The organism is Microbacterium sp. SORGH_AS_0454, from assembly GCF_031453395.1.
In the GTDB taxonomy this organism is placed as follows: domain Bacteria; phylum Actinomycetota; class Actinomycetes; order Actinomycetales; family Microbacteriaceae; genus Microbacterium.
Genome location: NZ_JAVIYS010000001.1, coordinates 198,998 through 217,988, shown reverse-complemented (window position 1 = coordinate 217,988; position 18,991 = coordinate 198,998). Strand labels below are relative to the sequence as shown.

General features: G+C 69.9%; 17 protein-coding genes and 1 riboswitch. Of the genes, 8 read left to right on the top strand and 9 right to left on the bottom strand.

Going from position 1 to position 18,991, the window contains the following annotated elements:
- The first annotated feature begins 117 nt into the window (after nucleotides 1–117).
- On the top strand, nucleotides 118–1,974 hold the full coding sequence (locus QE454_RS00920) for an ABC transporter ATP-binding protein (protein WP_309668494.1): 1,857 nt from the start codon (nucleotides 118–120) through the stop codon (nucleotides 1,972–1,974).
- A complete protein-coding gene (locus tag QE454_RS00915; protein WP_307458967.1) occupies nucleotides 1,971–3,788 on the top strand; it encodes an ABC transporter ATP-binding protein in 1,818 nt (605 codons plus the stop codon). The genes QE454_RS00920 and QE454_RS00915 overlap by 4 nt, the downstream gene beginning before the upstream one ends.
- A gap of 238 nt (nucleotides 3,789–4,026) precedes the next feature.
- Here the strand turns inward: QE454_RS00915 and QE454_RS00910 are convergent, their stop codons facing one another.
- The gene (locus tag QE454_RS00910; protein ID WP_210072204.1) at nucleotides 4,027–4,479 is read right to left on the bottom strand and encodes an N-acetyltransferase; all 453 of its coding nucleotides are present in this window, start codon (nucleotides 4,477–4,479) and stop codon (nucleotides 4,027–4,029) included.
- Between the two features lie 95 nt (nucleotides 4,480–4,574).
- On the opposite strand from QE454_RS00910, the gene QE454_RS00905 reads away from it, so the two are divergent.
- Both QE454_RS00905 and QE454_RS00900 read left to right on the top strand, forming a co-directional pair.
- Nucleotides 4,575–4,709 carry a hypothetical protein gene (locus QE454_RS00905; RefSeq protein WP_307458970.1) on the top strand — a complete coding sequence of 45 codons (135 nt, stop codon included), beginning with the start codon at nucleotides 4,575–4,577 and terminating at the stop codon, nucleotides 4,707–4,709.
- A gap of 115 nt (nucleotides 4,710–4,824) precedes the next feature.
- Nucleotides 4,825–7,044: an NADP-dependent isocitrate dehydrogenase gene (locus tag QE454_RS00900; RefSeq protein ID WP_309668493.1), complete on the top strand. Its 2,220-nt coding sequence runs from the start codon at nucleotides 4,825–4,827 to the stop codon at nucleotides 7,042–7,044.
- A 181-nt stretch (nucleotides 7,045–7,225) separates the two neighbouring features.
- On the opposite strand, the gene QE454_RS00895 is transcribed toward QE454_RS00900, so the two are convergent.
- The 3 genes from QE454_RS00895 to QE454_RS00885 all read right to left on the bottom strand — a co-directional run bounded on the left by QE454_RS00895 (nucleotide 7,226) and on the right by QE454_RS00885 (nucleotide 10,481).
- Entirely contained in the window at nucleotides 7,226–8,626 is a 1,401-nt protein-coding gene (locus QE454_RS00895; protein WP_267786281.1) for a L,D-transpeptidase family protein, read from the bottom strand.
- Between the two features lie 107 nt (nucleotides 8,627–8,733).
- On the bottom strand, nucleotides 8,734–10,098 hold the full coding sequence (locus QE454_RS00890; RefSeq protein WP_267786282.1) for an FAD-binding oxidoreductase: 1,365 nt from the start codon (nucleotides 10,096–10,098) through the stop codon (nucleotides 8,734–8,736).
- Nucleotides 10,095–10,481, bottom strand: coding sequence for a YrdB family protein (locus QE454_RS00885; RefSeq protein ID WP_267786283.1), 387 nt, complete (start codon nucleotides 10,479–10,481; stop codon nucleotides 10,095–10,097). The genes QE454_RS00890 and QE454_RS00885 overlap by 4 nt, the downstream gene beginning before the upstream one ends.
- Before the next feature lie 138 nt (nucleotides 10,482–10,619).
- Nucleotides 10,620–10,705: riboswitch (ZMP/ZTP riboswitch) on the top strand.
- A 57-nt stretch (nucleotides 10,706–10,762) separates the two neighbouring features.
- On the opposite strand from QE454_RS00885, the gene glyA reads away from it, so the two are divergent.
- The 3 genes from glyA to QE454_RS00870 all read left to right on the top strand — a co-directional run bounded on the left by glyA (nucleotide 10,763) and on the right by QE454_RS00870 (nucleotide 13,988).
- Complete coding sequence (gene glyA / locus QE454_RS00880) at nucleotides 10,763–12,037, top strand: serine hydroxymethyltransferase (RefSeq protein ID WP_307458977.1); 1,275 nt, start codon at nucleotides 10,763–10,765, stop codon at nucleotides 12,035–12,037.
- Nucleotides 12,038–12,530: 493 nt separating this feature from the next.
- On the top strand, nucleotides 12,531–13,415 hold the full coding sequence (locus QE454_RS00875; protein WP_307458981.1) for a bifunctional methylenetetrahydrofolate dehydrogenase/methenyltetrahydrofolate cyclohydrolase: 885 nt from the start codon (nucleotides 12,531–12,533) through the stop codon (nucleotides 13,413–13,415).
- Nucleotides 13,416–13,505: 90 nt separating this feature from the next.
- Nucleotides 13,506–13,988, top strand: a complete 483-nt coding sequence (locus QE454_RS00870) for a cytochrome C5 (protein ID WP_210072197.1) — start codon at nucleotides 13,506–13,508, stop codon at nucleotides 13,986–13,988.
- 66 nt (nucleotides 13,989–14,054) lie between these two features.
- Here QE454_RS00870 and hxlA read toward each other — a convergent pair whose 3' ends face one another.
- Nucleotides 14,055–14,678, bottom strand: a complete 624-nt coding sequence (hxlA, locus tag QE454_RS00865) for a 3-hexulose-6-phosphate synthase (RefSeq protein WP_210072196.1) — start codon at nucleotides 14,676–14,678, stop codon at nucleotides 14,055–14,057.
- A gap of 29 nt (nucleotides 14,679–14,707) precedes the next feature.
- Nucleotides 14,708–15,286: a 6-phospho-3-hexuloisomerase gene (gene hxlB, locus QE454_RS00860; RefSeq protein WP_307458986.1), complete on the bottom strand. Its 579-nt coding sequence runs from the start codon at nucleotides 15,284–15,286 to the stop codon at nucleotides 14,708–14,710.
- Between the two features lie 100 nt (nucleotides 15,287–15,386).
- On the opposite strand from hxlB, the gene QE454_RS00855 reads away from it, so the two are divergent.
- Nucleotides 15,387–16,226 carry a LuxR C-terminal-related transcriptional regulator gene (locus tag QE454_RS00855; RefSeq protein ID WP_307458991.1) on the top strand — a complete coding sequence of 280 codons (840 nt, stop codon included), beginning with the start codon at nucleotides 15,387–15,389 and terminating at the stop codon, nucleotides 16,224–16,226.
- 15 nt (nucleotides 16,227–16,241) lie between these two features.
- Here the strand turns inward: QE454_RS00855 and QE454_RS00850 are convergent, their stop codons facing one another.
- Genes QE454_RS00850 through hpaD form a run of 3 tightly spaced genes read right to left on the bottom strand, consistent with a single transcriptional unit; the run spans nucleotide 16,242 to nucleotide 18,977 of the window.
- Nucleotides 16,242–17,048, bottom strand: a complete 807-nt coding sequence (locus QE454_RS00850; protein ID WP_307458994.1) for an aldolase/citrate lyase family protein — start codon at nucleotides 17,046–17,048, stop codon at nucleotides 16,242–16,244.
- The gene (locus QE454_RS00845) at nucleotides 17,033–17,818 is read right to left on the bottom strand and encodes a fumarylacetoacetate hydrolase family protein (protein WP_307458998.1); all 786 of its coding nucleotides are present in this window, start codon (nucleotides 17,816–17,818) and stop codon (nucleotides 17,033–17,035) included. Before QE454_RS00845 ends, QE454_RS00850 begins: the two co-directional genes overlap by 16 nt.
- A gap of 1 nt (nucleotide 17,819) precedes the next feature.
- The gene (hpaD, locus tag QE454_RS00840; protein ID WP_307459002.1) at nucleotides 17,820–18,977 is read right to left on the bottom strand and encodes a 3,4-dihydroxyphenylacetate 2,3-dioxygenase; all 1,158 of its coding nucleotides are present in this window, start codon (nucleotides 18,975–18,977) and stop codon (nucleotides 17,820–17,822) included.
- Nucleotides 18,978–18,991 lie beyond the last annotated feature (14 nt).

The window sequence follows — 18,991 nt, the reverse complement described above, 5'->3', positions numbered from 1 at the left end:
TAGGGCTCCGCGTTCGCGTTTCGACGCACCGCTTCGCCCCGACTGACGATTTTCGTCGCGCCTCCGGCACCCCTTTCTGCGCCCGATCCCGGCGCCCGCTTCGACCCCACGAGGATCATGACTCCCTCCGTTCATCCGCCCCGTCTTTCGACGCCGCGCGCGCTCGCGCGGCTTCTCCCCATCGCGCGCCCGGTACTCCCGCGCCTCATCGCCGGTGCCGTCACCGCGCTCATCGCCAGCCTTCTGGCGCTCGCCATCCCCCTGGTGCTCGAGCAGATCGTCGCCGGCCCCATCGCCTCCCTCGACCCCACCGCCCTGGTGTGGGGTTCCCTCGCCGTGCTCGGTCTCGGCCTCGCCGAAGCCGCGATGGTGTGGCTGCGGCGCTGGTTCGTCCTCGCGCCCGCAACCAAGGTCGAGTACGACCTGCGCCAGTCGTTCTACTCGCGCCTGCAGCGCCTGCCGGTCGCCTTCCACGACCGGTGGCAGTCCGGCCAGCTGCTCTCGCGCATGATGCAGGACATCAGCATGCTCCGTCGTTGGCTGGCCTTCGGCGTCATCCTGCTCGTCGTCAACATGCTCACGATCGCCATCGGCGCCGTGCTGCTGTTCCGCTGGCACTGGGTGCTCGGCGCGCTCTTCCTCGTCACCTCCGCCCCGGTGATCTACGTCGGGTTCCGGTTCGAGAAGCGCTATGGCGCGCTCACGCGGCAGAGCCAGGACCAGGCGGGCGACCTCGCCACCTCCGTGGAAGAGAGCGTTCACGGCATCCGCGTCCTCAAGGCCTTCGGCCGCGGCGCACATGCCCTGAAGAAGTTCACCCGTCAGGCCGAGTCGCTGCGCGAGACCGAGATCGACAAGGCCCGCGCGGTCGGGTGGATCTGGTTCTGGCTCGTGCTGCTTCCCGACATCGCCTTCGCGGTCTGCCTGGGCGCCGGAATCGTGCTGACCCAGCTGGGGCAGCTGCAGGTGCCCGAACTCGTCGCGTTCTTCGCGATGGCGACCGTGCTGCGCTGGCCGATGGAATCGATCGGCTTTCTCTTCTCTTTCCTGCTTGACGCGCGGACGGCGACCGATCGCATCTTCGAGGTGTTCGACGAGCAGAACACGATCGTCGACCCTGAGAACCCGCGCACCATCGCGCAGCCTCGCGGAGAGCTGACGTTCGAGAGCGCCCATTTCCGTTACCAGGATGCCGCGGACACGGAGCGCGACCTGCTCGACGGCGTCGACCTGGTGCTGCACCCGGGCGAGACCATGGCCCTCGTCGGTCTGACCGGCTCGGGCAAGACGACGCTCACGACGCTTCCCGGCCGCCTCTACGACGTCACCGGCGGTCGCGTGCTGATCGACGGTGTCGACGTGCGCGATCTCACCCTCGCGGAGCTGCGCCGGCACGTGGGCATGGCATTCGAAGACGCCACGCTGTTCTCGCAGACCGTGCGCGACAACGTGCTGCTCGGTCGCGAGGACCTCACGCCCGGGTCCGACGAGGCCGAAGAGATCCTGCGCGAGGCGCTGCAGGTGGCCCAGGCCCACTTCGTGTACGACCTGCCCGACGGCCTCGACACCGTCATCGGGGAGGAAGGGCTCAGCCTCTCCGGTGGCCAGCGTCAGCGTCTCGCCCTTGCGCGCGCCGTCGCCGCCCGCCCGGCCGTGCTCGTTCTCGACGACCCTCTCTCGGCGCTCGACGTCGACACCGAGGCGCTCGTCGAGGATGCCCTTCGCGAGGTGCTCAGCGAGACGACCGCCCTGATCGTGGCCCACCGGCCCTCGACGGTCACCCTCGCCGACCGCGTCGCCCTTCTGGAGGAGGGGCGTATCACCGCAGTCGGCACGCACTCCGACCTGCTCCGGCAGAGCGACCACTACCGCTACGTGATCTCGAGCCTCGAAGAGGCTGAGCGCGAAGCGCGAACGGGGGCGATCCCCGTCATCGACGATGATTCCTTCGCCGGAAAGGAGGCGACCCGATGAGCACCGCCACCGTCTCCGGGACCAGCGGCGAGGACCGCTCCGACTACACGCGCGACGAGAGCCGCTCCATCCGCCAGCGTTCGCTGCGCCTTCTCGGTTCGCTCGTCTCGCCCCTGCGCTGGCAGCTCGTCCTCGCCGGCGCCGTACTCGTCGTATCGACGGCGCTCCGCGTCGCCGGTCCCGCCCTCATCGCGTTCGGCATCGACAACGCCCTGCCGGCCGTCATCGAGCGATCGGATTGGATGCCGACCATCGGCGTCGTCGGCGTGTACCTGCTCGCGGGGATCGGCGGCGCCGTCCTGATCGGGTGGTACGTCGTCGTCGCTGCGCGTCTGACGCAGGCCGTCATGCTCGACCTCCGCAAGCGCATCTTCCTGCACACGCAGAAGCTCAGCCTCGAGTTCCACGAGTCGTACACGTCGGGCCGCATCATCTCGCGTCAGACGAGCGATCTCGACACCATCCGCGAGCTGCTCGACGGCGGTCTGAACGAGCTCGTCTCGGGTGTCCTGTACGGACTTTTCACCCTCGGCGCTCTGTTCCTCATCGACTGGCAGTCGGGCCTGATCCTGACCGTCATGGGCATCCCGATGTACCTGCTCATGCGGTGGTTCTACTCGCGCTCGCAGGTCATCTACCGTGAGTCGCGCGTCATCAGCGCGCAGGTGATCGTTAAGTTCGTCGAGTCCATGACCGGCATCCGCGCCGTCAAGGCGTTCCGAAAAGAACCCCGCAACGACCAGGAGTTCGGCAAGCTCGCCGCCGACTATCGCGACGTCAACATGCGCTCCATCAGGCTCTTCGGAACGTTCGAGCCGGGCATCATGGCGGTGGCGGCGGTCTCGGTGGCGGTCGTGCTGCTGTGGGGCGGTGGACGAGTGATCGCGGGGCCGCTCGAGATCGGTGTGCTCACGGCGGCGGTCCTCTACGTGCGCAACTTCTTCTCGCCGCTGCAGGAGGTCGCGTTCTTCCTGAACTCCTATCAATCCGCAACGGCGGCGCTCGAGAAGGTGTCGGGCGTACTCGAGGAGGAGCCGACGGTTCCCGACCCGATCGACCCCGTAGACCTGTGGAGTGCCCGCGGGCACGTCCGCTTCGACGAGGTCACCTTCGGTTACACCGAGGGCCGCGTCATCCTGCCGGAGTTCACGCTCGACATCCCCGCGGGGCAGACGATCGCCCTGGTCGGGACCACCGGCGCCGGCAAGACGACGCTCGCCAAGCTCATCTCGCGCTTCTACGACCCGACGAAGGGTTCGGTGACCCTCGATGACGTCGACCTGCGTCGCCTGCACCCGAAGGATCTCCGCCGAGCGATCGTGATGGTCACACAGGAGGCATACCTGTTCAGCGGGACGGTCGCCGACAACATCGCGCTCGGCAAGCCCGACGCCACGATGGACGAGATCCGCGCCGCCGCCCGCGCCGTGGGCGCCGACGCCTTCATCTCGAAGCTGCCCGACGGTTACGACACCGACGTGAACAAGCGCGGTGGCCGCGTCTCGGCGGGTCAGCGTCAGCTGATCTCGTTCGCGCGCGCGTTCCTCGCCGACCCGGCCGTGCTGATCCTCGACGAGGCCACCGCCTCGCTCGACATCCCCAGCGAGCGTCAGATCCAGAACGCCCTGCAGACGCTCCTCGCCGACCGCACGGCGATCATCATCGCCCACCGCCTGTCCACGGTGGCGATCGCCGACCGCGTCCTGGTCATGGAGCACGGCCGCATCATCGAGGACGACGCTCCCGACGCCCTCATCGCCGGCACGGGCAAGTTCGCCCAGCTTCACGCGGCGTGGCGGGAGTCTCTGGTCTGACTCCGCACACCGGATGCCACGTTCCCTCGGGGGCGTGGCATCCGGTGCTTCTGCCGTCTGTTCCGTCGGCTGAGCCGGCGGTTCAGACGTGCTGACCGTGAGCGGAGAACCGCGCCGACATCGAATGCCGCGTCCCCGCCGATCCGATCGCGGTGCGATTCTCCGGTTCTGTGTGCCACCACCGGGGTCGCTCGCGCGGCAAGGGTGGCGCCGCGCACGAAAGCGGGTGCGACCGCCGTCAGACGTTCACGCGGGCGACGATCTCGCCGTACTCCGTCTCGCCGACGGGCTCGAAGCCCACGCGCTGGAAGAAGGCCTCGGGTCCGCCGACACCGGGCTCGTAGATGACGTCGACGTGATCCATGCCGCGACCGCGGGCCTCTTCGAGCACGGCGGCGATGGCGAAGCTCCCGACGCCGCGGCCCTGCTCGTCGGCGTCGACGTTGATGCGCCACAGCACGGAGCGGAAGTGCTCCTCGGGTGCTTCGGGGTCGAAGTTGGCGCTGACGAAGCCCACGACCTCGTCGGCGTCGAGCACGACGCGCTGCCACGAGGTCTGCGGGTTGCTGACCGTCGCGGCGATGCCGTAGCTGACCGGAGCGAGGAACTGCTCCTGCCCGGGCTTGAGCGAGAGGGTGTTCACCGCCACGATCGTGGCGGCGGACAGTTCGACGAGACGCAGGTCAGCCATGGGCCCAGGCTAGCGCGCCGCCACCGCGCCCCCAAGAGCTCATGCCCCCGCATGCGTCGAGGGAGCCTCCTGTCCCCTCGCTGCGCCCGCGGGAAGTGGACGCCGCGATCGACGCCCTCGTCGCCGGCGGTATCCGCATCGACGGGCCCGGGTGGATGCGCGTTGCGGATCTCACCCGTGACACCCTGGCGCATCCGAAGACCGCTCGAGAACACGGCATCCGCGCCTGAGATGCGGCTTCCCGCGGGGTGGGGATCATCCGTGAACTATCTCGATATCAAGAGACTTTGCCCACGTGCGATAGGCTGAAACACAACCCTGGCCGCCTCTACGGAGAGATCTGACGTGCCCGATTCCACCATCATCTACACGTACACCGACGAGGCGCCGGCACTTGCCACCGCGTCGTTCCTGCCCATCGTGCAGGCCGTCACGAAGCAGGCGGGTGTCGACGTCGAGACCCGCGACATCTCGCTCGCCGGCCGCATCCTCGCGGCCTTCCCGCAGCGCCTCACCCCCGAGCAGCAGGTCGGCGACGCGCTGGCCGAGCTGGGCGGTCTCGCGACGCTGCCTGAGGCGAACATCATCAAGCTGCCCAACATCTCGGCATCCATCCCGCAGCTGAAGGCGGCCATCGCCGAGCTCCAGTCGCAGGGCTACGACATCCCGGACTACCCGGACGAGGCGTCGAGCGTCGAAGACAAGGACGTGCGCGCCCGCTACGACCGCATCAAGGGATCCGCCGTGAACCCCGTGCTGCGCGAGGGCAACAGCGACCGTCGCGCGCCGCTCGCGGTGAAGAACTACGCGAAGAAGCACCCGCACCGCAACAAGGCGTTCGCCGAGGGCTCGAAGACCCGCGTCGCGACCCTCGGTCACGACGACTTCCGCTCGAACGAGAAGTCGGTCGTCCTCGCCGACGACGACGTGCTCACGATCCAGCACGTGGCGGCCGACGGCACCACGAAGGCGCTCAAAGAGGGCCTGAAGGTCCTCCAGGGCGAGATCGTGGATGCCACCTTCCTCTCGGCCGCGGCCCTCGACGCTTTCCTCGCCGACACGTTGGCCGAAGCGAAGTCCGACGACGTGCTCTACTCGGTGCATCTCAAGGCCACGATGATGAAGGTCAGCGACCCGATCATCTTCGGTCACGTCGTCAAGGCGTTCTTCGCCGACGTGTTCGACCGCCACGGCGATGCTCTCGCCGCCGCGGGCCTCACCCCCAATGACGGCCTCGGCTCGATCCTCTCGGGTCTGTCGAACGTCGAGGGCGGCGACGCCATCGCCTCCGAGATCCGCGATGCGCTGGCATCCGGCCCCCGCCTGTCGTACGTCAACAGCGACAAGGGCATCACCAACCTGCACGTGCCGAGCGACGTGATCGTCGACGCCTCGATGCCGGCGCTGATCCGCAACGGCGGCAAGCTGTGGGGCGCCGACGGGGGAGAGGACGACACCCTCGCCGTGATCCCCGACTCCTCGTACGCCGGGGTGTACCAGGCGACGATCGAGGACGTCATCGCCAACGGTCCGCTGGATCCGGCCACCATCGGGTCGGTTCCGAATGTCGGCCTCATGGCCCAGGCGGCCGAGGAGTACGGCAGCCACGACAAGACGTTCGAGATCCCCGCGCCCGGCCGCGTGCAGGTCGTCGCCTCGAACGGCGACGTGCTTCTCGAGCACGAGGTGAACACCGGTGACATCTGGCGCGCGACCCAGACCAAAGACGTCGCCGTCCGCGACTGGGTGAAGCTCGCCGTCACCCGCGCCCGCGCGACCGGGGTTCCGGCCGTGTTCTGGCTCGACGAGACCCGCGCGCACGACCGCAACCTCATCGCCAAGGTCAACGAGTACCTCGCCGACCACGACACCGAGGGCCTCACGATCGAGATCCTCGCCCCCGCTGCGGCCACGACGTACTCGCTCGAGCGCATCCGCCGCGGCGAGGACACGATCTCGGTCACCGGCAACGTGCTGCGCGACTACCTGACCGACCTGTTCCCGATCCTCGAGGTGGGCACGAGCGCCAAGATGCTCTCGATCGTTCCGCTGCTCGCGGGCGGCGGCCTGTTCGAGACCGGTGCGGGCGGTTCGGCCCCGAAGCACGTGCAGCAGCTCGTGGAAGAGGACTACCTCCGCTGGGACTCGCTGGGCGAGTTCTTCGCACTCGCGGCCTCGCTCGAGCACCTCGCCGACACGACGGGCAACGAGCGCGCGCGCGTGCTCGCGCAGACGCTGGACGCGGCGACCGGCACGTTCCTCGAGAACGACAAGTCGCCCGGCCGTGCCCTCGGCACGATCGACAACCGCGGAAGCCACTTCTACCTCGCCCTGTACTGGGCGCAGGAGCTGGCGAAGCAGTCGACGGACGCCGCCCTCGCCGAGGTCTTCGCCCCGGTCGCCGAGAAGCTGGAAGCCTCGGAGCAGACGATCGTCGCCGAGCTGAACGCCGTCCAGGGGCACCACGCCGAGATCGGCGGGTACTACCGCCCGAACACGGAACTCGTCGAGAAGGTCATGCGCCCCTCGGCCACGCTGAACGCGGTGGTCGACGCCCTGCGCTGAGCCGGAACCCGAAAGGGGCGGATGCCGATGGCATCCGCCCCTTTCGCGTTTACGGAGGACACCGGACGAGAGCCCGAACAGCACTTCGCGGTTGCTCACGCTCCGCGAGACGCCGGCAAGGGCCACGGAAACGGAAGAGGGGGCGGATGCCGATGGCATCCACCCCCTCGAAGACCCGGGCTCAGTAGTGGACCGAGACCTCGGTACCGCGGTAGGCCCAGTCGTAGAGCTCCTTGGCCTGCGGGATCGTCATGTTGATGCAGCCGTGGCTCATCGGCGTCCCGAAATTGTTGTGCCAGTAGGTGCCGTGGAAGCCCTCGTCACCGTTGAAGTACGCCACCCAGGGGACGTCCTTGGTGCAGTAGTCGTAGCCGGGAACGCAGCCCATGTCCTGCATCGCGGTCTTCCAGCCGATGCGGAAGTTTCCGGTGTGGGTGGCGTGGTCGCCCGCGCCCGACGAGATCGTGTACGTACGGTACACCTGGCCGTTCTGCCAGAGCGTCGTGGTCTGCGTGCTCAGGTTGACGTCGATCCGGCGCTCGGTCTTGGTGGTGTCGAAGGCCGTCTCGGTGACGGGGAGGGCGTAACGCCCGTTGCCCTCGGCGAGCTGTTTCGCGAAGGCCGCGGCCACACCGCTGGTGTCACCGAGCGTGCGACCGGTCTGGCCCTCGGTGAGCGCCTTGATGACCTCTCCGCCGGTGTCGACGATGACGTCGGCGTTGACGGGAGCGCGGTCGACCGCACCGGGCAGGCCGGCAACGGCGGACTGGATCGCGGCGGCGTCGGCCGAGATGGCGAAGTCGCCCTTGCCGTCGGGGGTGACGGTGAGCCACGATGCGGCGGTCGCGCGGTCGACGGGGACGGTGCGCTCTTCGCCGACGTAGAAGCCTGCCGAGTCGAGGATGCCGTTGAGCGTGGCCACGGCGGCGTTCGCCTCGTCGGTCGATACGGGGGCATCGACGGGGACGAGGGTGGCGTCGACGGTGGTGGCGGGCTGGCCGGCGTCGAAAGCCGACTGCAGCGCCGAGATCACGGCGGCGACGTCGATGCCCTCGCCCGCTTCGGCGGGAGTGGTCACGTACGCCTGCGAGCCGGCGTCGTACGCGATGGTCGCGTCGACGGGGGCGCGGTAGGTGCCGGGGGCGCGGTTCTTCAGCGCGGTCGCGGCCTGGTCGGCATTCACCTGCACCTGCACCCCGGTGCCCTCGGGGAACCACGAAGCGGGCTTCCACATCGGGTTGTCGGAGAAGGCCTTGTCGGCGAGGGCCGCCGCGTCGACGGTCGCGCCGAGGTCGGCACCGGTGACGGTGACGGCGCCGGCGGGGGAGTCGACGGTGACCGTGGTCTCGGCGAGGCGGTTCGAGATGGCCTGGGCCGCGGCACCGGCGGTGAGACCGCCGATCTGCACACCCGCGACCGAGGCGCCCGGCGCGATCAGCACGAGGGAGGCGGCGATGAGAGCCACGGCCGTCGCACCGGCGGGGATGCCGATCCACAGGCCGGAACGGTTCTTGCGCTTCGTCGGCTCGGGCGGTGCCCAGGCGTAGGTTGCGCCGTCGGTGCCAGGTGCGCCGTCGGTCATGAGTCAAACCCCCCGATAGTCAGTCTTCTTATGCTACGAGCGGATCTTGCGGATACGCCTTGAGCAATATCACGGTCTGATCACGTCGCCTGCGCGCCAGGCGGAGGTCAGACGCTGAAGACCTTCCCCGGGTTCAGGATGCCGAGCGGGTCGAACACTCGCGCGATGTCGCGCTGCAGGGCCCACTGGTCGTCGCCGAGCTCGTCGATCAACCAGCGGCGCTTCAGCACGCCGATCCCGTGCTCGCCGGTGAGGGTTCCGCCGAGCGCGAGTGCGGCGCGGAACAGTTCCTCGGCCGCCTCCCACACCACCGGCGGCACCTCGGGACCCTCGAACACGAAGTTCGGGTGCAGGTTACCGTCGCCGGCGTGCGCGACCGCGGGAATGACCAGACCGAACTGCCGTTCGATCCGCGCGATCTCGTCGAACATGTCGGGCAGAGCGCTGCGCGGCACCGAGACGTCTTCGATGAGGGTGGTGCCGAGCGTCTCCATCGCGGGGTGCATGGCGCGGCGGACGGCCAGGAGCGCCTCGCCCTCGGCGGCGTCCGCCGCCACGGCGACAGCGCCGCCCGCCTCGCGGAGAACCTCGGCGATCTCGGCCGCCTCGTCGGCGGCGACCGGGCCGTCGGTCTGGATGGTCAGCTGCGCGGCGCCCTCGGGAGGAGCGGGCAGGGACAGCAGGCGATGCGCGGCGGCGAGGCTGGTGGCATCCATCAACTCCATGATCGCGGGCTGCACTCCCGAGGCTGTGACCGCGGCGGACGCGACGGCGGCGGCGCGGACACCGTCGAACAGCGCGGTGAGAGTGACGCGTTCGCCCTCGACGAGGCGGCGGAGCTTGAGGGTGGCGCCCACGACGACCCCGAGGGTCCCCTCCGAGCCGATGACGAGCGAGGTGAGGTCGAGGCCGGTCACGCCCTTGACGCTGCGGTGACCGAAACGCATGAGGCGTCCGTCGGCGAGGACGACGTCGACGCCGAGCACCGCATCGCGCACGACGCCGTACTTGGCGCACAGGAGTCCGCCGGCGCCGGTGGCGATGTTGCCGCCGACGGTCGAGATCTCGCGGCTCGCCGGATCGGGGGCCCACCACACGCCGTGCGGTTCGAGGCGCGTGTTGAGCTCGGCGTTCAGGATGCCGGGTTCGACCACGGCCAGGAGGTCGTCGGGGCGGACCTCGAGCACACGGTCCATGCCGCGCACCGAGAGGCTGATCTCGCCGCCGCCGGTGTTCGCTCCGCCCGCGAGTCCGGTGCCGGCTCCGCGGGGGACGACGGGGGTGCGGGTGGCGGTGGCGATGCGCATCACCGCCTGGACATCGGCGACGGATGCCGCGTGCACGACGGCGAGGGGCAGGCCCTCGGCGGCGTGGCCCGACTTGTCGGCGCGAGCCGCCTCGAGGGCGGCGGGGTCTGTGTCGACGCGCGCGCCGAGCTCGGCCCGGAGCAGCGCGACGACCTCGGCGGTCATGCCAGGCGCCGTCGCCCGTTCAGCGCGCCGAGGACGACGGCGACGATCGCGAAGACCAGGCCGATCCAGGCTTGACCCATGCTCCACCACGCGACGGTGGCGGCGGCGTAGACGAACAGCTCGACGAGCGCGCGCACGAAGGGGTGCACGGCGAGCACGGCCCGCGGTGAGACGAACAGTGCCCACACCAGGATCGCCAGGGCCGGGGCGCCGATGCCGGCGACGATGTTCCACGGGAACGGCCACGCCAGGAAGCCCCAGATGGCGAGGGTCACGAAGGCGAACAGGCCGCAGATGACACTGCCGATCTCCAATGCCGACGGCCGGGGGCGCATGCCGGGAGCGAGGGGCGCCTGGGCGCGGACGTTGCGGGAGTCGGTCACTCCGCCATTTTACGCGGGCCTCGGAGCCCGGCATCCGCGATGCCTCGGTGTCGAGTGGACCGCGCGCTCCGAGATCCCCCTGTGGAGGAACGGTGGATGCCGAGATGCGTGGGGCGGCGGCGGGTTTACCCGCTAAAGTGGCACCGTCGCGACTGGCGTTGAGGTGGGGAACCACCGGGGAGCGACCGCTTGACGGTATTCGACCGCACGCCTGGGTCGGTGCGGTATCTACGCGGGCTCGCCGAGCCCGCGGCATCCGGAACCATCGTCAAGGAGATCGCATGACCGATCCGTACTTCAACGCCCCTCTCTCGGAGGTCGACCCCGAGATCGCCGAGGTCCTCGAGCGCGAGCTCAACCGCCAGCGCGGCTTCCTCGAGATGATCGCGTCCGAGAACTTCGTTCCCGTCTCGGTGCTGCAGTCGCAGGGCTCGGTGCTGACCAACAAGTACGCCGAGGGCTACCCCGGTCGCCGGTACTACGGCGGTTGCGAAGAGGTCGACGTCGCCGAGTCGCTCGCGATCGAGCGGGCGAAGACCCTGTTCGGCGCCGAGTTCGCCAACGTCCAGCCGCACTCCGGTGCGTCGGCCAACGCCGCCGTGCTGCACGCGATCGCCCGCCCCGGCGACACGCTGCTCGGTCTCGCCCTCGACCAGGGCGGTCACCTGACCCACGGCATGAAGATCAACTTCTCGGGTCGTCTGTACGACATCGTCGCCTACGGCGTCGACCCCGAGACCTCGATCATCGACATGGACGAGGTGCGCCGCCTCGCCGTCGAGCACAAGCCGAAGGTCATCATCGCCGGCTGGTCGGCATACCCCCGTCAGCTCGACTTCGCCGCCTTCCGCGCGATCGCCGACGAGGTGGGCGCGCTGCTGTGGGTCGACATGGCGCACTTCGCCGGTCTCGTCGCCGCGGGCGTGCACCCCTCGCCGATCCCGCACGCGCACGTCGTCTCGACCACCGTGCACAAGACGATCGGCGGTCCCCGTTCGGGCCTCATCCTCACCAACGACGAGGCCCTCGCGAAGAAGATCAACACCGCGGTCTTCCCGGGCCAGCAGGGCGGCCCGCTCATGCACGTGATCGCCGCCAAGGCCACCGCGTTCAAGCTCGCCATGACGCCCGAGTTCAAGGAGCGCCAGGAGCGCACCCTGCGCGGTGCCTCGATCCTCGCCGACCGCCTCACCCAGGACGACGTCAAGAACGCCGGCATCGCCGTGCGCTCGGGCGGCACCGACGTGCACCTCGTGCTCGTGGACCTGCGCGAAGCCGAGATCGACGGCAAGCAGGCCGAAGACCTGCTGCACGACATCCACATCACCGTGAACCGCAACGCCGTGCCGAACGACCCGCGCCCGCCGATGGTGACGTCGGGCCTGCGCATCGGGACCCCGGCGCTCGCGACCCGCGGCTTCGGCGACGCCGAGTTCACCGAGGTGGCCGACATCATCGCGCTCGCGTTGATCCCCGGCGCCGACGTCGAGGCCCTGCGCGCACGCGTCGCGAAGCTGGCCGACGCCTTCCCGCTCTACCCCGACCTGCAGCAGTGAGCCCGGCCGGGGCGGGCGTCGCGCGTGCGGCCCCGTCCCGGTCCTCGGTCCCCGCGTCCGTGCCGGGTCTCGGTGCCCGGTCCCCGCGTCCGCGCGGGGTCTCGGTGCCCGGTCCCCGCGTCCGCGCGGGGTCTCGGTGCCCGGTCCCCGCGTCCGCGCGGGGTCTCGGCATCCGCCCCGTCCGGTCGCCCCAGGGCGCCGAGCCCGGCCCGTGCACTCCACGCAGAAACGCGATCCGCGCACGAAAACGCGGGGAGAACGCGTTTCTGCGACTGGATAGCGTTTATGCGTGACAGCGGATGGCCCCGGTCCGGGCACCTGCCGCAGCGTCCCTGCGGCGCCGGATCGCAGCCCGCCCGCCCGCCCCACCCCACGCAGAAACGCGATTTGCGCACATAAACGCGAGGAGAGCGCGTTTATGCGACCAGACAGCGTTTATGCGTGCGACACCTCACCCGCACGACCCCGATCGATACCCAGGAAGAGGGATGCCATGACGGCGACGATTCTCGACGGAAAGGCCGCGTCGGCGGCGATCAAGGCGGAGCTGGCCGAGCGTGTCGCCGCTCTGCGCGAGCGGGGCATCGTGCCCGGGATCGCCACCGTGCTCGTGGGCGCGGATCCCGCCTCGCAGCTATACGTCGGCATGAAGCACAAGCAGTCCGAGGCGATCGGCATGAACTCGATCCAGGTGGAGCTGCCCGCCGAGGCGACGCAGCGAGAGGTCGAGGCCGTCATCGACCGCCTCAACGCCGATCCCGCCTGCCACGGCTACATCGTGCAGCTGCCGCTGCCGAAGCACCTCGACACCGACGCGATCCTGGAGCGGATCGACCCGGCGAAGGATGCCGACGGCCTGCACCCCACCAACCTCGGGCGTCTCGTGCTCAACGTCAACGCGCCGATCCTCACGCCGCTTGCGTGCACGCCGCGCGGGGTCATCGAGCTGCTGCTGCGCAACGACTACGACCTGAAGGGCAAAGAGGTCGTCGTCGTGGGTCGAGGTGTCACCATCGGTCGCTCGATCGGCCTGCTGCTCACGCGCCGTGAGATCAACGCCACCGTGACCCTCACCCACACCGGCACCGCCGACCTCGCGAAGCACCTGCGCGAGGCCGACGTCATCGTCGCCGCCGCGGGCGTGAAGCACATCGTGCGCGCCGCCGACGTCAAACCCGGCGCCGCGGTGCTCGACGTGGGCGTCACGCGCGAGACCGACCCCGAGACCGGCAAGTCGCGCGTGTACGGCGACGTGCACCCCGACGTCGCCGAGGTCGCCGGCTTCGTCTCGCCCAACCCGGGCGGAGTCGGCCCCATGACGGTCGCCCTGCTGATGACCAACGTCGTCGAGGCCGCGGAGCGCGCCACCGCCGTCTGATGGTGAACCGCGGCATGCCGCCGGTTGAACAGACGGAGCGTCGCACGCAATGGGGAGGCGCGAGCGCGACCGACGTGGCAAGGTTTTCTCATGACTGAGTCTGTGCTGAACGACCTCCTCCGCCGCGTCACCGAGAGCGGCCTGCTCGAAGACGCCCAGATCGACGAAGACAGCGTCATCGGTTCCGGACACCTGGATGCCGCCGGCGTCGAGGTGGAGGTCGACCTCGACCCCGAGCTCGACGAAGACGAAGAGCCCGATCTCGACGCGATCATGAGCAACCTGAAGGACGTGCTCTCGGTCGGCGAGGAGCGCTGGCGCGCGATCGTCGAGGAGATCTCGAGCGACATCGAGGACGCCCTCGACGACGACGAGCTCGACACCGATGTGGACCTGCGCACCGACCTCGAGGCGATCGGCGTGGGCGTCTTCGCCGACGCGATCATCGTCGTGTTCGCCGGGCAGACCTCGTTCCCCGACGCCCTCGTGCACGTGCAGCTCACCCCCGAGCTCGAGGTCGAGGACATCGAGATCATCGGTGACGACGACGAGGACGACGACGACGAGGAGTGATCCTCTCCACGTCAGAGAGGGACCGGGCCGTTTCGGCCCGGTCCCTCTCTCGTTGAGGCCCTGCGATCAGACGATCGCGGCGCGCAACGCGGCCGCCGCGGCACCCACGTCGGGGGCGCTGTAGATCGCGCTCCCGGCGACGGCGACCTGGGCGCCCGACTTCTGCACGTCGGCGATGCTCGAGGTGTTGACGCCTCCGGCGACGGAGAACGGCACACCGGCCGCCTCGCCGTCGCGCAGCAGCGTGCTGAAGGTGAAGCCTTCCTCGGCCTGCTCGTCGAGGCCGGCGTGCATCTCGACGAACTCGGCGCCGAGGGCCACGACCTCCTTGGCGCGGGCGGGCTTGTCGGCGACGCCGATCAGATCGACGACCACACCCTTGCCGTGCTTCTTGGCGGCCTTGACGGCGCCGGCGATCGTGCTGTCGCCGGCCGAACCGAGAACGGTGACGAGGTCAGCACCGGCGCTGAAGGCGATATCGGCCTCGAGCTCGCCGGCATCCATCGTCTTGAGGTCGGCGAAGACGATCTTGTCGGGGTGCGCGCGCTTGATCGCGGTGATGGCGGAGAGGCCCTCGCTCTTGATGAGCGGGGTGCCGAGCTCGAGGATGTCGACGTGCGGCGCCGCGGCGGCGGCGAGGTCGAGGGCGGCTTCGGTGGACAGGGTGTCCATGGCGAACTGCAGCTTCATGAGGGGGTCCTTCTTCTCTGCGGGGTGGGTCATTCGAGGTTGGCGTGGCGCGGCCAGATCTCATCGGCCGAGAGGCCCGAGCGGTGCCAGAGGGCGTCGAAGATCGCGTCTCCCACGAGCACGACGGCCTGCTCGAAGAGGCTGCCCGCGTACTGGGTCGAGGCGGCCTCGGAGCGGTCGAGCTTGGCGGCGGCGGGAACGGTGACGAGGGCGTCGGCGGCGCGCCCCAGCGGCGATTCGGGCGCGGTGGTGATCGCGACGACGCGGGCGCCGACATCGGCCGCGGTCTCTGCCGCGCGGACGATGCCTCCGGTGGTGCCCGAGCCGCTGGCGGTCAGCAGGGCGTCCTTCGCGCCGATCGCGGGCGTCGTGGTCTCGCCGACGACGTGCACCTCGAGGCCGAGGTGCATCAGGCGCATCGCGGTCATGCGCAGCGCCAGCCCCGAGCGTCCTGCGCCGAGGACGAAGACGCGCTCGGCCCCGGTGAGGACGTCGAGCACGCGGTCGAGATCGCCGGGCTCGGAGGCGAGGCGATCGACGACGGATGCCAGCTCTCCGGCGATGCGGGAGAGGGAGGATTCGACGGTGGCGTCGTCGCGGGACATCATGACCCCATGCTGCGCCGGTGCGGACGCCGCACGGGCCGGTCGACCGCAGGGGGCCACCTACCCGAATGGGTAGGTGCACGCCGTGGTCTAGGTTGAACACGTGACGTCCGTACCCGCCCTCGCCTCCCCGGCATCCCGCGCGCTCGTCACCGAGCACGAACGCATCGTCGCCGAACAGGCCGATCGGCACGCGGTCACGCTCGAGTCCGTGCTCGCGGTCCTGCGCTCATCGCGCCTCGACGACCGAGCTGCCCGGGCCCTCGCCACCGAGACCGCGGCCGCGGCTCTGGTGGTGCTGCGCACCTCGACCGACCAGCAGCACGGCGTTCTGCTCGAGCCGGTCACCGGTGCCTTCGCGCGCCTGCGCAGCGACCTGCGTCCGCTCGTGCGCCACGGCGACCTCGACGTGCAGTTCGTCGAGCCGCCGACCACCGGGCGTGCTCTTCCCGGTGAGGTCGCGCACGAAGCGCGCGCGATCGTCCGCAGCGCGGTACTGGCCCTGCTCGACCGTGGAGCGCCGCACCGCGTGCGCATCCAGTGGGATTGCGACGGCCTGAACCTGCTCATCGGGATCCGCGACGACGGCGAGGGGCGGCTGACCGCGCACGACGACTCGCTGCGCCCGATCGTTGAACGGGTGAGCGCGCTGAACGGGGCCTTCGACGTCGCCTCGACGCCCGGGTGGGGCTCGGAGGTGTCGGTGCGGCTTCCTCTCGACCCGCCGGCGCGCCCCGAGTTCCTCGACGACGCGGTGGACCTGAGCCCGCGAGAGCGCGAAGTGCTCACGCTCGTCATCGTCGGCTCGCGCAACCGCGCCATCGCGACGCAGTTGGGGATCAGCGAGAACACCGTGAAGTTCCACGTGTCCAACCTGCTGCGCAAAGCCGGGGTCGCGACCCGGGCGGAACTCGTGGCGCTGGGTGCGTCTCGGGTTCCCTAGCCTCGCGGGGAGCCGTCAGTAACTGTCGCGCTCGCCCGAGGCCACCCGCGCGGTGACGAACCGCGCAGCGAGCGCCTCGGAAGCCCGCGCGAGCAGGGCGACGTCCGCCCCGACGGCGACGAAGTCGGCGCCCGCGTCGAGGTAGGCCTCGGCCACCGCGGGGTCGAACGCGTTCACGCCGACCGGGGTTCCGGCATCCCGGGCCGCGGCGAACACGGCGTGCACGGCGGCGACCACGTCGGGGTGCGTCTGCTGTCCGAGAAGACCCATGGATGCCGAGAGGTCGGAGGGGCCGACGAAGACGGCATCCACCCCCTCGACGGCGGCGATATCGGCCGCGGCGGCGACGCCGTCGGTCGTCTCGATCTGCACGGTGAGCGAGACGTGCTCGGCGGCGTCGGCGAGGTACCCGTCGATCCGGTTCCAGCGCGCGCTGCGGGCCAAGGCGCTCCCGACCCCGCGAACCCCGGCGGGCGGATAGCGGGTGGCGGCGACCGCGGCGCGGGCCTCGTCGGCCGAGGACACCATCGGGACGATGAGGCTCTGCGCGCCGAGGTCGAGCACCTGTTTGATGACGACCGGGTCGTTCCACGGCACGCGGACGACGGGGGTCACCGGGTACGCGGCGCTCACCTGCAGCAGCGCGAGCACGGTTTCGAGCGAGGTGGCGGAGTGCTCCATGTCGAGCAGGAGCCAGTCCAGGCCCGAGCCCGCGGCGATCTCGGCGCTGACGGTGCTGCCCGAGCACACCCACATCCCCGCGAGAGGTCGATCGGACGCCGCGAGCGCGGCGCGGAATGTCGGGGTCAGACGAAGCGGCACGAGATCGTTCCCATCGGTCCGTAGTCGCAGAGGACGTCGTCGCCCCGCGACACCCACATCGGGCGCGTGAACGATCCTGCCAGGATGATCTCGCCCGCCTCCAGGCGCGCGCCGTGCTGGGCGAACTTGTTCGCGAGCCAGGCGACGCCGGTGGCGGGATGGCCGAGGACGCCGGCCGCGACCCCGGTCTCCTCGATCTCGCCGTTGCGGCTGAGCACGCCCGGCACCCACCGCAGGTCGATCTCGTCGGGGCGCTTGTGCACCTCGCCGAGCACCATCGCGCCGTAGGCCGCGTTGTCGCTGATGGTGTCGACGATCGTGCGGCCCTCGAGCTCGATGTGCGAGTTGAGCACCTCCAGGGCCGGCACGGCGTAGTCGATCGCGGCCAGTGCGTCGTCGAGCGTGCAGTCGGGGCCCTCGAGCGGTTTCTTCAGCACGAAGGCGAGTTCGACCTCGATACGCACGTTCGAGAAGTGATCCACGGGGATCTCGGCCCCCGAGCGGTACACGGTGTCGTCGAACATCACGCCGTAGTCGGGCTCGGTGATGCCGGTCGCCTGCTGCATGGCCTTCGACGTCAGCCCGATCTTGCGCCCGACGAGCGTGCGGCCGCCGGCGAGCTGCGTGTCGCGCCAGCGGCCCTGGATCCGGTACGAGTCGTCGACCGTGGCATCCGGGTACCTCGCCGTGATGCGCGGAATGACCGCGTGCGTGCGGTCGGCCTCGGCGAGCTCGGCCGCGATGGCGTCGATCTGTGCGTCGGTGAGCATGTCAGAGCTGGTTGCCGAGCTTGAACTCGGCGGAGGGGGCGGATGCCGGCTCCTCCGGAGCACGGGTGTAGCTGAAGCCGTCGGCTCCGATCGTGACGGCCATCTCGCTGGAGTGTTCGCGCGCGCGGACCGGCTGGGGGTTGCCGTCGAGGTCGAGCACGAGCGAGCCGTCGGTGTACCAGCTGGGGACCACCGGGTTGCCCCACCAGTCGCGGCGCTGATTGTCGTGCACGTCCCACGTGATGACGGGGTTGTCGGGATCGCCGGTGTAGTAGTCCTGCGTGTAGATCTCGACGCGGTGCCCGTCGGGGTCGCGCAGGTACAGGTAGAACGCGTTCGAAACACCGTGGCGGCCGGGACCGCGCTCGATGGCATCCGAGCGGCGGAGCGCGCCGAGCTTGTCGCAGATGGCCAGGATGTTGTGCTTCTCGTGCGTCGCGAAGCAGACGTGGTGCATGCGGGGGCCGTCGCCGCCGGTCATGGCGGTGTCGTGCACGGTGGGCTTGCGGCGCATCCAGGCGGCGTAGACCGTGCCCTCCTCGTCTTGGATGTCCTCGGTCACGCGGAAACCGAGCGACTGCATGAAGTTCACCGCGCGGGGGACGTCGGGCGTGATCTGGTTGAAGTGGTCGAGGCGCACGAGCTCACCGGGGGAGTGCAGGTCGTAGCGCCACGAGAGGCGCTCCTGGTGCTCGGTGTCGAAGAAGAACTCGTAGGGGAAGCCGAGCGGGTCGACCACGCGCACGGAATCGCCGATGCCCTCGGTGAACCCGCCCGGCTCGCGGCGGACGTCGCAGCCGAGCTCCTCGTAGAACGCCACCGCCTTGTCGAGGTCGTGCGGTGACCGCACACGGTACGAGAATGCGGCGACCGCGGCCACATCGCCCTGACGCAGCACGAGGTTGTGGTGGATGAACTCCTCGGTGGAGCGGAGGTAGATCGCCTCGTCGTCCTCTGCGGTGACGTGCAGTCCCAGCGCGTCGACGTAGAAGACCCGGGATGCCGCGAGATCGGTGACCACGAGCTCCATGTACGCGCAGCGCAGGATGTCGGGTGCGGGGGCCTTCGGGGTGGGGATCGGGTCGTTGGAGACGATCGGGGCCTCCTGGGTCACCCAGAACCCGGAGGAGGTCTTCTCTTCTTCGGTGTGCTTCGTCATGGGGTCGCGTCCTT

Bases quoted from the DNA above. Each gene is read 5' to 3' on its own strand.
- glyA (WP_307458977.1), top strand. From the start codon at position 10,763: ATGACCGATCCGTACTTCAACGCCCCTCTCTCGGAGGTCGACCCCGAG.
- QE454_RS00895 (WP_267786281.1), bottom strand. From the start codon at position 8,626: ATGACCGACGGCGCACCTGGCACCGACGGCGCAACCTACGCCTGGGCA.
- QE454_RS00870 (WP_210072197.1), top strand. From the start codon at position 13,506: ATGACTGAGTCTGTGCTGAACGACCTCCTCCGCCGCGTCACCGAGAGC.
- hxlA (WP_210072196.1), bottom strand. From the start codon at position 14,678: ATGAAGCTGCAGTTCGCCATGGACACCCTGTCCACCGAAGCCGCCCTC.
- hxlB (WP_307458986.1), bottom strand. From the start codon at position 15,286: ATGATGTCCCGCGACGACGCCACCGTCGAATCCTCCCTCTCCCGCATC.
- QE454_RS00920 (WP_309668494.1), top strand. From the start codon at position 118: ATGACTCCCTCCGTTCATCCGCCCCGTCTTTCGACGCCGCGCGCGCTC.
- QE454_RS00875 (WP_307458981.1), top strand. From the start codon at position 12,531: ATGACGGCGACGATTCTCGACGGAAAGGCCGCGTCGGCGGCGATCAAG.
- QE454_RS00845 (WP_307458998.1), bottom strand. From the start codon at position 17,818: ATGCTCACCGACGCACAGATCGACGCCATCGCGGCCGAGCTCGCCGAG.
- QE454_RS00915 (WP_307458967.1), top strand. From the start codon at position 1,971: ATGAGCACCGCCACCGTCTCCGGGACCAGCGGCGAGGACCGCTCCGAC.
- hpaD (WP_307459002.1), bottom strand. From the start codon at position 18,977: ATGACGAAGCACACCGAAGAAGAGAAGACCTCCTCCGGGTTCTGGGTG.
- QE454_RS00890 (WP_267786282.1), bottom strand. From the start codon at position 10,098: ATGACCGCCGAGGTCGTCGCGCTGCTCCGGGCCGAGCTCGGCGCGCGC.
- QE454_RS00910 (WP_210072204.1), bottom strand. From the start codon at position 4,479: ATGGCTGACCTGCGTCTCGTCGAACTGTCCGCCGCCACGATCGTGGCG.